Origin of the sequence: Candidatus Albibeggiatoa sp. nov. BB20 (genome assembly GCA_016744725.1) — a bacterium.
Lineage (GTDB): Bacteria > Pseudomonadota > Gammaproteobacteria > Beggiatoales > Beggiatoaceae > Albibeggiatoa.
The window spans coordinates 1-15,915 of the sequence record JADGDW010000114.1 but is presented as its reverse complement, the minus strand read 5'-3'; the positions used below and the strand labels follow the sequence as shown (position 1 = coordinate 15,915).

11 protein-coding genes are annotated in these 15,915 nt (G+C 39.0%); 3 read left to right on the top strand and 8 right to left on the bottom strand.

What is annotated here, in order from left to right; translation table 11 throughout:
* The coding region (locus ABXH34_RS12830) for a PAS domain S-box protein (RefSeq protein ID WP_353572284.1) at window positions 1-1,205 on the bottom strand (1,205 nt) is incomplete at its 3' end.
* Window positions 1,198-7,140, bottom strand: coding sequence for a PAS domain S-box protein (locus tag ABXH34_RS12825; RefSeq protein WP_353572283.1), 5,943 nt, complete (start codon window positions 7,138-7,140; stop codon window positions 1,198-1,200). The genes ABXH34_RS12825 and ABXH34_RS12830, both read right to left, overlap by 8 nt.
* A 632-nt stretch (window positions 7,141-7,772) precedes the next feature.
* On the opposite strand from ABXH34_RS12825, the gene ABXH34_RS12820 reads away from it, so the two are divergent.
* On the top strand, window positions 7,773-7,973 hold the full coding sequence (locus tag ABXH34_RS12820) for a hypothetical protein (protein ID WP_353572282.1): 201 nt from the start codon (window positions 7,773-7,775) through the stop codon (window positions 7,971-7,973).
* Window positions 7,974-8,183: 210 nt separating this feature from the next.
* Here the strand turns inward: ABXH34_RS12820 and ABXH34_RS12815 are convergent, their stop codons facing one another.
* The 4 genes from ABXH34_RS12815 to aroE form a co-directional block, all read right to left on the bottom strand.
* Window positions 8,184-8,435, bottom strand: coding sequence for a hypothetical protein (locus ABXH34_RS12815; RefSeq protein ID WP_353572281.1), 252 nt, complete (start codon window positions 8,433-8,435; stop codon window positions 8,184-8,186).
* Window positions 8,419-8,649 (bottom strand): IS1/IS1595 family N-terminal zinc-binding domain-containing protein, encoded by a 231-nt coding sequence (locus tag ABXH34_RS12810; RefSeq protein WP_353572280.1) that lies wholly within the window; start codon window positions 8,647-8,649, stop codon window positions 8,419-8,421. The genes ABXH34_RS12815 and ABXH34_RS12810 overlap by 17 nt, the downstream gene beginning before the upstream one ends.
* A 184-nt stretch (window positions 8,650-8,833) precedes the next feature.
* Window positions 8,834-11,026: a sensor histidine kinase gene (locus tag ABXH34_RS12805; protein WP_353572279.1), complete on the bottom strand. Its 2,193-nt coding sequence runs from the start codon at window positions 11,024-11,026 to the stop codon at window positions 8,834-8,836.
* A 467-nt stretch (window positions 11,027-11,493) separates the two neighbouring features.
* Window positions 11,494-12,429: a shikimate dehydrogenase gene (gene aroE / locus ABXH34_RS12800; protein WP_353572278.1), complete on the bottom strand. Its 936-nt coding sequence runs from the start codon at window positions 12,427-12,429 to the stop codon at window positions 11,494-11,496.
* Window positions 12,430-12,562: 133 nt separating this feature from the next.
* On the opposite strand from aroE, the gene ABXH34_RS12795 reads away from it, so the two are divergent.
* Window positions 12,563-13,150, top strand: coding sequence for a hypothetical protein (locus ABXH34_RS12795; protein ID WP_353572277.1), 588 nt, complete (start codon window positions 12,563-12,565; stop codon window positions 13,148-13,150).
* A 78-nt stretch (window positions 13,151-13,228) separates the two neighbouring features.
* On the opposite strand, the gene ABXH34_RS12790 is transcribed toward ABXH34_RS12795, so the two are convergent.
* Both ABXH34_RS12790 and mobB read right to left on the bottom strand, forming a co-directional pair.
* A complete protein-coding gene (locus ABXH34_RS12790) occupies window positions 13,229-13,885 on the bottom strand; it encodes a riboflavin synthase (RefSeq protein ID WP_353572276.1) in 657 nt (218 codons plus the stop codon).
* A gap of 92 nt (window positions 13,886-13,977) precedes the next feature.
* On the bottom strand, window positions 13,978-14,520 hold the full coding sequence (gene mobB / locus ABXH34_RS12785) for a molybdopterin-guanine dinucleotide biosynthesis protein B (protein ID WP_353572275.1): 543 nt from the start codon (window positions 14,518-14,520) through the stop codon (window positions 13,978-13,980).
* 101 nt (window positions 14,521-14,621) lie between these two features.
* Here mobB and ABXH34_RS12780 point away from each other — a divergent pair, with 101 nt between their 5' ends.
* On the top strand, window positions 14,622-15,827 hold the full coding sequence (locus ABXH34_RS12780) for a UbiH/UbiF/VisC/COQ6 family ubiquinone biosynthesis hydroxylase (RefSeq protein WP_353572274.1): 1,206 nt from the start codon (window positions 14,622-14,624) through the stop codon (window positions 15,825-15,827).
* The last annotated feature ends 88 nt before the right edge of the window (window positions 15,828-15,915 follow it).

Genomic DNA, 15,915 nt, shown 5'->3' with positions numbered 1-15,915 from the left:
TGGAATAACAAACGGTTAGGCAATTTAGTTAGCGAATCATAATGGGTCAACAAACGTACTCGCTCATCATCTTCCTGCAACGAATCAATATCCGAATATACCGCCACATAATGGGTAATTTCGTTATGCTCACCGCGCACCGCACTCAACGACAACCAAGTGGAAAAAAGCTCTCCATCTTTACGTTTATTCCAAATCTCACCGCGCCAACGTCCTGTTTCCCGTGCATGAATCCACATTTCCTCATAAAACACATTATCATGATTGCCTGATTTCAAAATTCGTGGATTCTGATCTAATACCTCTTCATAGCGATAACCTGTTGACAATAAAAATGCCTGATTCACATCAACAATTTTGCCTTCTGCATTAGTAATCACCACACTGTCAGACGTGGTCTCAAATACTTTGGTTGCCAAACGTTGTTTAGATTGTGCACGTTTACGTTCCGTCACATCCTCCACCATTTGGACAATAAATTGCGGTGCTTCATCAGAAGTTTTAATCAAAGAGGTGGTAATCCGCCCCCACAACATCAAACTTTGGCCACGGAAAAAATACTTCTCCATTTGATAAAAATCACGTTTGTTATGCAATAATTGCTGATGGAATTCTTTCTCAACCGCTGTGTCATAAGGGTAGAATAATTTGCCAAATAATTTGTGATGCAACTCATATTCAGTCAGACCCAAAATCTTTTGCATCGCAGGATTGACGTGTTGTACATGCCCATCCATATCAGTCAACACGATGCCCATTGCAGAAAATTCAAAAATGCCTCTAAACCGCGCTTCACTGCGACGCAATGCCGCTTCCGCCCAACGTGCTTGCAAAGTCACTTTAACCCGATGCCGCAATACCGCCCAATGCACAGGTTTGGTTACATATTCCACCGCACCTGCACTAAAGGCCTTGTCCACTGAATCCTCATCATCCAACGAGGTAATCATAATAATCGGTATATCAGTATCATCAATATCACGAATTGAACGGCAAGCGGTAAAACCATCCATCACAGGCATTAAAGCATCCAATAAAACCAAATCAGGGCTACGCTGTTTAAAATGCTCAATCGCTTGCTCACCATGCTCCGCTTCAATTACAGAATAGCCTTGCTCTTCCAATAAATTACGCAACATGCTACGCAAAAAAGGGTCGTCATCTGTTACCAGAATCAAGGGGGCTTGTTCATATTCGCTAAACATTTTTAAATTTCTCCAACGCAAGCTTAAGTTGAGCTGATTCTTTAGATAATTGTTCTGTGACGAGCTGCTTGGCAGTGACTAAATCATTGTCTTTTCCAAGCTGTTCTAATTGATAGCAAAATTGTTGCATTTTCTTTGCCCCAAGATTGGCACACGCCCCTTTTAATTTATGAGCCGCTTGATAGAGTGCCGTGGCATCATTGACATCGGTTGCTTGCTCAACAGCCTGTGTGTATTTTGGTAATTCATCTAAGAATAAGTTAATAATCCAGTCCAATCCTTTGCCGCGCATTTCCTGCCGTAAGGTTTCCAACATATTATCATCAACAATAGGATAATATTCATTTTGTTTTGATTTTTCTTGATTATGTTCTATTAAATCAGGTTCTTGAATCCGTTGTGCCATATCAGAAACTAGCCATTTTGCTAGTACTCGATACAGCTCTTTAATTTTAACGGGTTTGCTTAAATAATCATCCATGCCCGCTTGTAAACAACGTTGTTTATCTTCTGCCATCGCATTCGCAGTCAGTGCGATAATTGGTAAATGCAACTGTGTTTGCTGCTCTTGGGTTCGTACATGTTGGGTTGCGGTAAAGCCATCCATCTCAGGCATGTGGCAATCCATTAAGGTTAAATCAAAATGATGTGCCTTGAGCATTTTTAGAGCTTGTAGCCCATTTTCTGCAACTTTAATATGACAACCTAATTGTAGCAGCATATCGCTGACAACTGCTTGATTTATCTTGTTATCTTCTACGATTAAAATCTGATAATCTTGCAATTGAGACAGTGGCTCAATGTGTGGCTGGGTCATCGTGATAGTACTGCGTTTACCAATAATTTCACCGAGTGTTGCAAAAAACCTAGCCTGAGTTAACGGTTTGCTGAGTTGCCAAATCATTTTATTATCACGGGATTCAGAGGGTAGTTTCTCATTGATTAAAGTCAGAATAATGACGGGGGTTCGCGCCAGCATCTTATCGTTTTGCATCGCCTTGGCCATATTTAAGCCGCTCATTGCAGGCATATTGTAATCACTAATCACCAAACTATAGCCTTGTCCTTGGCCACTTGCAGTACGCAATTGACGTAAGCCATCACCCGCATGAACCGCGGTATTAACATCTAAATCCCAGCTTTTCAGCTGGCTAAACATGGTTTCACGCTGATGCGATTCGGGTGTCACTAATAAGATGCGGCTATTTCGCCAATGGTTTAAGACTTCCTCGTCAAACTCGTTGTGAATATCCGCTTTTTCCAATGGCAATTCAAAAAAGAAATGACTGCCACGCCCTTCCACACTAAATACGTCAATCATGCCATCCATCACTTCAATCAAGCGTTTGACAATCGCTAAACCTAAACCTGTACCGCCATAACGTCGGGTCGAAGAGCTATCCGCTTGAGAAAATGGCTGAAACAAACGTTTTAGCGCATCTTTACTCATGCCAATCCCTGTGTCATTAATTGCAAAATGCAGAATCAAATGAGTGTCAGTTTCTTTCTGTACTTTGACTAAAAAGGTGATTTCGCCCTGTGGTGTGAACTTAATGGCATTATTTAATAAATTGCTGATAATTTGTCTAATTCGAGTCGGATCACCCAATAAATTATACGCAATCGGTTCTAAGTCACAGTTAAATTCCAAGCCTTTGCTATGTGCGTTGTAAGCAAACAAATTAATCGTATCTTCTAGCAATGAATGCAGTTTAAAATTGATATGCTCTAAACTGAGTTTTCCTGCCTCAATTTTAGAAAAATCCAAAATATCATTAATAATGGTCAATAAATTTTCGCCTGAACTGCGCACGGTTTCGACGTAAAGTTGTTGTTGCTGGGATAATCGGGTTTGCAATAATAAATCAGTCATGCCAATCACGCCATTCATCGGGGTGCGGATTTCGTGACTCATCGCGGCTAAAAATTCACTCTTGGCTTTGCTGGCTGCTTCGGCATCATCTTTGGCTTGGCGTAATTCGGTTTCAGCCTGTTTGCGTTGAGTAATATCACGGGTAAAAATAAAATAAGCACTTTGATGACTGATTTGGCAATCTTCAACATAAGTGCTACTCATTTCAACAGGAACCTGTTTATCATCATAGGTCAAAAATACGGTTTCAAAAATGCCAGAGCCTTCGGTTTTAATCCGTTCTATTTTGGATAACACCGAATCAACTACATTGCTAGGATGTAAATTGCGAATTGAGGTATTTAATAACATATCCCGTTCATAACCAACTAATTTGCAAAATGCAGGATTGGCTTCCATAATTCTATTTTCAGGATCAAAAATACAAAAACCATCAATCGAATTTTCTAAAATCAACCGATTGCGTTTTGATTGTTCTTGCAAGGCTTGCTCAATCTTTTTACGCTGGGTAATATCTCGTAACGAGATAACATACGCAGGTTTGCCTTCCCACATACTTTCTGCAAGTTGCATTTCCACAATCCGATTGCGTTGTTCCACATCAGGATTTCGTACAGGAATATTGACTTCCGCTTTATTCTCACCATCAAAATGCGGAATAACATTAGTGGTCTCAAACTTATGCCCAATCAAATCGTAAGAGGGCATTTGATACAAGGCTTCTGCGGCGGGATTAACAAAACGAATATAACCTTGGCGGTCTAAAATCAGCATCCCATCACTGTTGGTTTGAATAATGGTGCGGAACTGTTCATGACTGCGATGCAATTCTATTTCTGCATGTCGTCGCGCCATTGTGCCACGAATACTGTCACCAACCGCTTGTAATAAAAACATTTCATGATTTGACCAATGTCGCTTATGCTGACAATCATCTAAACCAATAAAGCCCCAAAATCGCTCGTTAAACATGATAGGCACAAGCAGCACTGAAATCACGCGCTTACGTTCAAAGCTGACACGTTCGTCTGCTGGAAAATCACTGACTAAACCACTAATGGTTTTACCTGCAATCAATCGAGTATACCAACGTGGTAAAAATGCGCCGTAATCTATATTTTGCAAAGCGGGTTGATCTATAAATAATTTATTGCGTTTTACATGCCATTCAAAGCGTTGACTCATCGCGGGTTGATCGATTTCTGGATGCTTGTGATTTTCATAAATATATACACGGTCAACATTGGTCAACGTGGCCAGTGTTTCCAAGGCATTGCCAATCGCATCGTCATAATTCAAGGTGGTTAATAAATGCTGAGTGCTATTCGCCACACTTTGTAATACTCGATCACGCTCATGTAAAGCTTCTTGGGCTATTTTGCGCTCAGTCGCATCATGTCCAATCAGCAAAATCTCAGTCAACTTGTCATCTGCATTAAAAATCGGTTTTGTTGTCCATGCCACCCAAACTCGATCACCATTGGCACATTGACACTCATTTTCGATATAAACGTAATGTTGTGGCTGAGCTAAAAAGTCTTCTAAGTCAAAGCTATCTAACCAATTCTCAGGCTCAAACGGTAACAACGTACCTGAAATATTCTGTCCAATCACATCTTGTGGTTGATAACCAAAAAATTGCTCGGCAAAAATATTGAAAAAATGAATTCGACCTTGCGGATTGACCCGAATAATAATGCTGTTGGCATGTTGAATCAGTTTGCGATATTCGGCTTCTTGTGAGGCTAAAGCCTGTTGGGCTTGTTTACGTTCACGGATATCACGAATAATCGCCAACGCAGTCAATTCACCTTCTAAAGTAAATAAATGAATATTCAACTCACTGGGAATTTCTTTGCCTGAGCGGGTATAAATCACCGTTTCGACTAAAATATGTTTGTCTTTGAGTAATTGCTGGGTTTGCTCACGCATTCGATCTGGATTATTTAAACGGTATAATTGCAATGATGTCAGTTGTAATAATTGTTGTCGCACATAACCAAATCGCTCACACGCAATATCATTGACTTCGGTGAAATGAGTCGGCATTCCATCATCGTTATAACCATGTACTAAAATCGCATCATTACCATTGTTAAACAATTGGCGATAACGTTCTCGATTGCGTTGTAAGGATAATTCAGCTTGTTTCCGCTCAGTAATATCGGTAATTAAACTTAATTGCAGTGGACGGCCATCAATTTCACCCAGCGACCGAATCCGCAATTCAATATCAATATAATGCCCATTTCGATGCTTTATCTTCCATTCGGTATATTGTCGAAATTTACCATTACTAAACACATGATATAAACGCATTGCGTGACGGCGGTGTTCTGGGGGGAGAATATGGGTAAAAGGCTGTCCAATCAATTCATGCTGTTGATAACCAAAAAGTTGGCAATACGCGGGATTGAGCTGAATATAAATTCCTTGTTCATCGGTGACACTCACGCCGACTCCAATCTGAGTGAAAATTGCTGACAATAAGGTTTCATTGCGTTGTAATTGCTGCTCAATCTGTTTGCGTTCAGTAATATCCGTGATGGCCGCGATAATAAATGGGCGTTCGCGTTGGTCTTGATGCAGGGTTTTTTTGACTAAAACAGTATGGATTTGTTGTTTCACATCTTGAATCGTGATTTCTTGGGAGTCATCTTGCCCCGTTTTAAATACCATATCATCTTGTTGTTTTAAGGTCTGCGCTTCTTGAACTGAAAATAATTCATCATCAGTACGCACTTCAACTTCATCACGGCTATAGCCCAATAACTCACAAAAGGCCTTGTTAAACAATTGGCGGCGATGGGCATTTTTTACCACAATCGGGTTAGGAATTTCATTTAATACGGTATGCAGAAAATCACGAGCTTCTTCTAGTGCCTGCTCATTGTATTTATATGAGGTGACTTCAACATAAGTACCTATCATACGATAAGCTTTGCCGTCTGCGGTTCGTAATACAGTGGCACGATCTAATACCCAAATATAGTAATCTTGATGATGTTTGATACGATAAATGGTTTCGTAACGCTGGGTAAGATTATTTAAATGTGCTTGGCGTTCACGTTTGACTGTTGGCAAATCGTCAGAATGGATACAAGATTGCCAATCAGTTAAATTTTTTGGCATATTCTGCAATGTATAACCTAATAATTGCTGCCATTGAGTGGAAAAATACACTTGTTCTGTATCCACATCCCAATCCCACACCCCATCACCGACACCACGCATGGCTAATTCAAACCGTTCAGCACGATGGGTTAAAGCATCGGTCATTTGTTGTTGGGAACTTATGTCTTGTACAAAAATCAGCAAATACACTGCTTGCCCAGCATTATCATGGATTGCAGAAACGGTTAAATTAACCCAAATAGGACGATTGTTATACCGATAATATTGGGTTTGTAATTGATAAGATTCACTTTGGCCTGAGATTAAGCTGGCATAATGCTGTGATTCTAGTTTGATACAATTGGGGTGTGCTTGTTTAAAAAGCTGTTGTATTTGCTCAAAACTATAGCCTAGTAACTGTTCCAGCGCGGGATTGATTGCTAAGGGTTTAGATTGCAAATCTGTCAGCATTACGCCTAACGGGGTATTTTTAAATAATTGAATGGTTTGTTGTGCAATTTGTTGTTGATAATATTGAATAAATTCAGCAGGTGCTTGAGTGTTTGGGGCTAAGTTTATCGGGATATTGGCTTGTATCGGTGTCAGAATGGCGTAAATAGCTTGATTGTGCTGATCTGTAGTAATTTCCCAGCTAAACCATTGGTTTTTTTGTTGCTTTAAGCGGGTATGGCAGTATTGTGGTGTTGTATTTGGCGCAGCACTGATGACATTTTTTAATAATTCTACATCAGCAGGATGCACCCATTGCGCATAATGTTGAGAAATAAGCGTTTCTTGGGCATAGCCTAGACGTTGCGTCCATGCTGTATTGACTTGTTGCACAATACCATCAAAGTCAATAATACAAAATAGACTGGCACTGTGGGTAAAAAATTGTGCGGTAAGTGAGGTGTCCATGTTGAGATGCCCGTGAGTTGCTCCTTGCATACGCTTCCCTTCGTTTGCATTCTAGTGTGATATGCCAAGGATGCAAAGCCATTTATTGTTTTAATAATTATGAGCGGCTGATTATCAATAGATGAAAAAGCTTGTTTTTATATGCTTTCTTAATTATCAACTTTTATTAAGGATGCAAAGCCATTTATTGTTGTTAATAATTATGAGTGGCTGATTATCTGTAGGTGAAAAAGCTTGTTTTTTATATGTTTTCTTATTATCAACTTTTATTAATAAATAAGAAAGGTTTTATAAGCAAAAATGAGGACAGGCAAATTTTTGATTGATGATTTATACTTCAGAATTCTCAAGCCTATACTCCGAGTGTTCTTAATTATTGAGTTGTGATGACATTAAGAATTGAATGCAGGAGAGGCGTTTGTTGGTTGAGCAGCTATTGAATGATGATTTTTATCTACAGTCTGAATAGCTGTTAATTTATCAATTCTCAGCTAATTTTCTTAAATTATAGCTAGGTTGTAAACAATGTATTTACTCAGAAATTGAGTGTCTTGTGCAGGTATTAACGATCTGAATTTGATTATCTCTCAATTGATATGGTGGCATCTTCATTTGTTCTATTTCTATGTCTTTATGATAACAAATTGCAGAGAAAGCGGGTTATGCCACTTGGTGAAAAAGAACTGCTTGAACATGATGCAACAAGAGATATAGGCACTGAATTGCTTGGCACAATTCGAGATATTAAACAAGGCCATTATGGTGAAACGTATCAAATAAAGCCTAATGAAATTGCTGAAACAAGAATGTGTTGCAAAATGTCTCAATCAGAATTTGCTAATGCATTTGATATATCTTCATGAACTTTACAACAGTGGGAGCAAGGTCGCCCGCCGTAAGCTTTCAGGTACAGCAAAAACATTATTAAAAATAATCTCGAGTTATCCTGAAATTTCACATGAAATAAAATAATTGGACTGGAGAACACAATAGGTTAGGTTTTGTGCCTCAGCCTGACATTTCAACCTATGCGGACTAAAAACACGTTCATAGGTACTTCGCCCGTTTTTTCTTCATTCCTTATTCTTTATTTCAGATAAAGCCTGTTGCATGGTTTGTATACTAGTTTCAAAACTACGAAGATTCTTTTGGCATTCATCAAGCTTTAACTCCATAACTTCTAAAAAATCATCTCCATAATTATCAACATTAACTTCTTTGGAATTACCAAACAGAACATAATTAACATCTACACCTGCTTTAGACACGCGAATCAAATATTCCCCATTTGGACTGGTTTTATCCGATTCATAACCACCTTTCACTCACCTTTGTCACTCTTACTATCGCTGCTAAACTCATTCTTTCTAACAACAAAGCATCTACTATTTCCAGCACACTTAACTGTCTTTGTTCTACAAAATAATCTGATTTTTCCAATACATATTGATATCCACATTCTTTACACAAGGCTTTTTTCTTGCCTTTAACACTTCCATTCAGTTTTGTTTTATCTGATTCACATCTTGGACAATCCATTTATACTAACTAACCTCTTATCAATATTTTGGGAGCTATTATATATAATAAACATAGAATTACTATTCTGTAAAATATGTTTTTATATCATTCATTATCAATTCATTAAATTAACTCATAATGATTGGCACTATATTTTGCATGACTACCAAACTTTGAACTCTTTACATAATGAAAACAATGCCTATGATGAATAATCGGTTTTCAACGGCAACATAATCACAAATCTTGTCCCCTTACCCACTTGTGAAGTCACTTTAATTTTGCCTTTGTGCTGCTGAATAATCCGATAGCTGATAGATAAACCAAGGCCTGTACCTTCACCAACAGGTTTGGTGGTAAAGAAGGGATCGAAAATTTTCTCTAAGTGTGCTTTATCAATCCCAGCTCCATTATCCTGAATTAACACGCTCACTGACTTATTAGTAAAATGGGTCTTAATTAATATAATTCCTTTACCCTCAATTGCTTGTGCGGCATTGGTAATAATATTTAATAGTACCTGATTAATTTGTGAAGGAGAGCAAACAATTTTAGGTAAATCAGCATATTGTAGCTTCACTTCGACTTTGTGTTTTAACAGATTGTGCGCAATATTTAATACGCTATCGATACATTTATTTAAATCAACATCCTCTTCATGGGCTTGATCTAAACGGCTGAAATTTTTCAAATTCATCACTAATTTAGAAATTTCTTGTACCCCATGTACGGCATCCAAACTTAATTCTTTAATATCATCTAACACATCATCTTCATGGAAACTTTGGATTAATTCATCTAATACGGCAAATTGTTGCGCCAAAGCAGCTTCATCGGGGTCTTGAGTTAACAGCTTATGTAGCTTCTCAAATTCAACTAATAGCTCTTCAACCACTGCGAATAAGTCTTGAGACGTTTCTACATTGCCTTTGACATAGCCCAATGGCGTATTGATTTCGTGGGCAACCCCTGCGACCATTTGCCCCAGTGATGCCATTTTTTCTGATTGGACTAATTGCGCTTGAGAAGATTTTAAGCTTTTGAATGCTTTGGATAATTGTTGGGTGCGTTCTGCCACTTTCTGTTCTAAATTTTCGATTAAACCTTTAAGTTGCTGTCCCATACTGTTAAATGAGGTGGCAAGCTCGCCAATTTCATCACCACGTTGAATTGGTAAATTTTGTTCCCATTGGCCTTGGGCTAATTTCTTGGCAGCTTCATTTAAACTTAAAATAGGCTTAGTAATCGATTTTGCGGTAAACACCCCAATAATCATCGCAATGATCAGGGCTAAACCTGCTAAAATCAAGGTTGTCATGGTATTTTTATAAATATGCTCCATAAAATCAGCTTCTGGCACGACTACCACCACTAACCAATCCAGCCCACGCCCATCATCTAAGGCTGATACCTGAATAAATTCTTTTTGGCCATCTAAATAAAACTGCAATTGATGTGTGCCTTTTATATGTTCAAAGCCGTTAAAGTGACGCTTCAAATGTTGTGCAGCGGTGCGAATCTGCTCATTTTCGATTTCGGTTGCTAGCCAACGAACCACTTTGCTGTTTTTATCACTCAATACTTTACCAAATTGGTCATAACGAATCGGGCTAGCAAGAATGGAGCTGGTGACTAATTTCCCCGAACGCTCCATAATAAACGTTTTGCCTGATTTACCAATTTTAAGCCCTTTCAAAAAGTCACTGATTTCACTTAACATCAAGTCGGTACTGGCCACACCAACGAATTCATTTTTAGTATCATAAAGTGGTTGATTGGCGGAGATCGCAATATTTTTTCCTGAAAAATAAGAAAATACATCCGTCCATACTTGTTTTTCTGCATTTTGAGCCAGCAGATACCAAGGTCGAATACGCGGATCATAAGGATTTTTACTAATCGTTTCAGTGCGGTCATAAACCCCTGCTTCATCAGCAAACCATGTTTCTAAATATTTTCCACCCTTTAAAGTGATTAAACTGTCAAACTTTGTCGTGCCATCAGGTAAGCGACGCACCCCGTAATAGTTAGGTTCTTCGGTGGCCAAACCAATATAGCCAACGCTGTTTGAGAAGAGCTTAATACGGCTTTGTTGCCAAAGATGTTGTCGAAGCGCGTCAGGACGATAAATATCTAATGAACCCGTGCGTACCGCATCAGCATTGATTTGATTGATTAAATGCGGAGTTTCCATATATGAAATGAGTTTTTGCTGAATTCTCAGGGTAATTTCACTGCGTAATTGAGAGGCAAGTTCTGCCACAGCCAATTGCCCATTATGAAATGCAAGATAGCCTGTCAAACCAGAAACAATCACGACTTGACTTACAAAAAGTAAAATAATCAACCGATAAAGGCTTCTTTTGGGCTTACTTGGTGATGCTGTGTGTTTCATATGGTGGTGGCTCAATTTTGAGTTTATGGCTTTAATTTCAAGATGAATCACAGGCAAGATTAATCGGTCATTGTTGTTTTGCTGATTCTAAATCAAGGTCATTTAATATCAGCAGTTTGAATCTAGTTCATATCTATTCTGTAGGTTTATAAACGCTATTATAAAATGAAAATGCAGGCAAGTGTTATTCCTGTGAGGCATTTCCTTAAGATAGAAAACGAATGCTCTGGCTGGAGCAATACTGTTAATCTGAAACCTATTCAAGTTATAATCATTTCTATTATTTTTTAGCCTATTTTTAAATTATGGCAAAATATGCGGTTGCTATTGGAGTGAGTGAATACTCTTTGAGGTGACTTAAAACGGCTATTACGCACAATAACAGATTTTGTTCCAACACTTATGATGAAATATTTTTCACAGGGAGTACAAAAACCATTTTGCATCTGCACTCCCTTACCCGTAACTTAAAAATCAACACAACGTCCTTTACGTTCCCAATCTCCATAACGAGTAGGCTCAAGTCCTTTAGACCCACCAATTTCTGTAGGCCGATTTTCATTCATTAATGTCATCCGCAATTTTTGAATCACACTTGCGGTTTCTGGGCGAATATCACGCCATAAATAAAAGGATTCAGCGGCTTGCTCAACTAACATACCCAATCCATCAATTGTTTTTGGTACACCATGCTGCTTTGCCCATTGAATGAATAAAGTATCATTCGCACCATACATCATATCATAACACCATGTTTTATCTAAAATTAAACCGTTATCTGGCAGAGGAGGTAATTGGCTTTGTAAACTAGCAGATGTGCCATTGATGATTAAATCATACTCGCCTTGCAAATCTTCGTAACCTATGGCTTGAATATGACCTTGTTGCTGGAATAAAGTCGCTAATGCTTGGGCTTTGGATACCGTGCGATTTACAATTGTACAACTGGCGGGATTCTCCGCTAGCAAGGGTTGTAATATGCCTCGGACTGCCCCACCTGCACCCATAATTAAAATCTTTTTATCTCGCAAAGCAAACTGATAGTTCATAGTTAAATCACGCACTAAACCAACACCATCGGTATTGTCACCATGAATCACACCTTGTTCATCAAACCACAAAGTATTTAACGCGCCTGCATGTTCAGCATGTGAAGTCCGTTGTTGAGCAATATCCCAAGCTTGTTGCTTAAAAGGCACTGTAATATTTAAGCCTTTACCACCTTCTTGTTGAAATGCCTGCACTGCTTTAGCAAATTCACCCTCATCTGTGCTCACCAGCATAGTTTTATAATCCAAAGCTTGACCTGCTTGATAGGCAAATGAACTATGAATTGAGGGAGATTTACTATGGTCAATCGGATTGCCAATAACAGCATATTGGTCAATTGGTTGTGTCATCATATCGTTATGTCTTTTTCAATTCGTTGCAACCCACGCATCTAACGTGATGTATGCTTGTGTTAAAGTTGTTGCTGACTTTCTCTTTATAATTGAATCGATTAATATGGAGAAAATTCAAAAAATAAAGTGATCTATGTATAAAGACCTTCTCAGCGCGATTGCTATCACGCTCACATTCATTGCTTATTTTCCCTATATTCGTGCCATTTTACGGGGTCAAGTTAAACCACATGTTTTTTCTTGGATCGTCTGGGGCTTAACCACCTGTATCGTTTTTTTCGCTCAATTGGCTGGCGGTGCAGGTATCGGCGCGTGGTCTACAGCCGTATCAGGTTTAATTACACTCTATGTTGCGTTTCTTGCCTATCAACATTGTGCCGATAACGGTATTGTCCGAGCTGATTGGGTCTTTTTTATACTTGCATTAAGTTCTTTGCCATTATGGTTTTTTACCTCCGATCCATTTTGGGCTGTACTGATTTTAACCCTGACAGATTTATTGGGTTTTGTCCCAACACTGAGAAAAACCTATGTCTCTCCTTTTGATGAACAGTTAACCTTTTTTATGATTATAGCCATTCGAAGTGCAATTGCTATTGTCGCATTAGAACATTATTCAGCCACGACTATATTATTTCCTGCAATGATTGTAACTGTCTGCATTACGTTTGTTATCATGGTATTAGTGCGTCGCAGAGTGTTGAAAAACGCCGATACATAAAAATTGCTTATATCCGCAAAATAGGGTGTAATTTGCAGATTTAAACCATAGAAAATTTAGGGAATGCAAAAAAAATCATCATACAAAACCGTTTTGTTGCAAAAAGGCTTCGGTGATATTGCTGGTATTTGGATGAGCCGCTTTATCGCCTAACAGCAGGCGTTCTAAATAACGGGCAATCACATCGACTTCTAAATTGACTTCGTGGCCTGTTTGGATTGAACCTAAAGTGGTTTTTTCCAAAGTATGCGGCACAATATTGAGTTCAAACACTGCACCTTTGACCAAATTTACAGTTAGGCTAATGCCATCGACACAAATAGAGCCTTTTTCAGCAATATATTTTGCTAAGCTGTCAGGGGCTTTAATCGCTAAACGCACCGAGCGTCCATCATTATAACGCTCAGTCAATGTGCCAATCCCATCAACATGACCGCTGACAATATGGCCGCCTAAGTGGGTTTGAGGGGTTACGGCTTTTTCTAAATTGGTTGCATCATTAGTTTTTAAATGGGCAAAAGTGGTGCGCTGTAAAGTCTCGCCTGACACATCAGCCCAAAAGCAATCACCCGTCATTTCAGTTACGGTTAGGCAGACACCATTGACTGCAATACTATCACCCAGTTGAACGCCGTCGAGAAAGCGTTGGCCTGTGTGAATTTTGAAACGCGCATCAACACCCGTTGGTTGAATCTGTTGGATTTTGCCAAATGCTTGGATAATACCTGTAAACATAGCTGCAACTTTGCTGAAAAGGGTTGTTTAGAATAGCAAAAACAAGCGTAGTATCAAGTGTTTTTATGTTTTAGTGGAATGTCTGCCAATCATCAAGAAACAATACGATCTGTGCCTGTTTTTATAAAATCTTCAATAAAGCATACAATGTCATCTATCGCATTTAAGTTTAAACAAGGAATTGGAGACAACTCATTCAAGGGTGCATCAGTTGCAATTGCGATCACATCATTATCATTTGGATACAATAGTGGTTTATTTAGACTGGGGCGATGCAATTCAATCTTAGGATAAGAGGCAGATTTAAAGCCTTCAGTCAAAATCAAATCAATAGAGTCGGTATCTAAATGCTCAATTGCTTCTTGTAATGTCACCTCTATTTCACGTTCTGGGGTTTCTTCTATTAAAGCCCAACGTTTTTGCGATGTGAGTAACGTCTGTACTGCACCCGCATGACGTAGGCGGTAACTGTCTTTGCCTTCGTGGTCAATTTCAAACGCATGATGGCTGTGTTTAATCACCGCAATGCGCAGCCCTTTGGTTTTTAACAGCGGAATCAATTGGGTTAATAAGGTGGTTTTTCCTGTACCGCTATACGCGACAAAACCCAGTAAGTGATAATTTTTTTGAGCCATCGTTATGCTATATTACGCTATGGATATGGGGCACTCATTATAAACCCGTACTTTGAAGTTAGAAGCATTTTTACACTGGATAGACATTACCGAGGCTTTTCATGCAACATCATGACGTATTAATTGTTGGAGGGGGAATGGTAGGGAATACCCTAGCCGCGATTTTATTACAACAAAATTTTAATGTGGGTATTGTTGAAGCCAGTCCTGAAAAGCCTTGGGATACAGAACAAGCCGATTTACGTACTTTTGCTTTAACTCGTGCTTCTGAATATATTTTTCGGCATACACAAACTTGGGATGCTATGCAAGCAAGTCGTATCAGTCCCTATGAACACATGCACGTTTGGGATGCCACGGGAACGGGTGAAATTCATTTTGATTGTGCCGATATTCATGAACCCAGTTTAGGTTATATTGTTGAGCAATCTGTGATTCAAAAAGCCTTAACCCAACGTTTAAGCGAGTTTGAAAACTTAACCATGTATCGCCCTTTGAAAGTAGAAAATTTTGAATTGACAGGCAAAACAATGCAGGTTCATTTGAATAATGGCGAAACGATCAGCACACAATTATTGGTTGGCGCAGAGGGTGCACATTCTTATATTCGTTATTTAGCGGGTATTCCCTACGATATGCACGATTATGGACAACAAGCCATTGTCGCCAATATTAAAACTGAGTTGCCGCATCAATTTACCGCATGGCAGCGATTTTTACCCACTGGGCCGTTGGCATTTTTGCCATTGCAAGATAAACATTGGTGTTCGATTGTGTGGAGTGTAGACAGTCCTCATGCCTTGCGTTTAGTTGATTTGGATACAGATGAATTTCACAAGGAGTTAGAAGCTGCTTTTGAACATAAATTAGGCGCAATATTAGAGAGCAGTCAACGGGTTGCATTTCCACTGCAAAGCCGTGTGGTACGCCAATATGTCCAACCTCGTTTAGCTTTAATTGGTGATGCGGCACATACGGTGCATCCACTTGCAGGCCAAGGGGTCAATTTAGGTTTGTTAGATGCCGCAACTTTGGGCGAAGTATTGATTAATGCTAAACATGAAGACTTTGGGCAAAAAATAGTTTTAAGACGTTATGAACGCTGGCGCAAAGGGCATAATGTGATGATGGCGGGTGCAATGTATGGTTTTAAAAACGTGTTTGGACATTCAGCACCGCCTGTTAAATGGTTACGTAATTTTGGTTTGAATCTGACTAATTCCAGTGGTTTAGCGAAAAAGGTTATCATGCGTCAAGCAATGGCGTTGGAAGGCGATTTGCCACAACTGATTAAATGTTTTGATTAGAGTATTTTTGTAGAATACTGCATGAGATGCTACAGAGCCCTATTTAATAAACTTAGAATCCATCACCTATAACCAACTGGAATATATC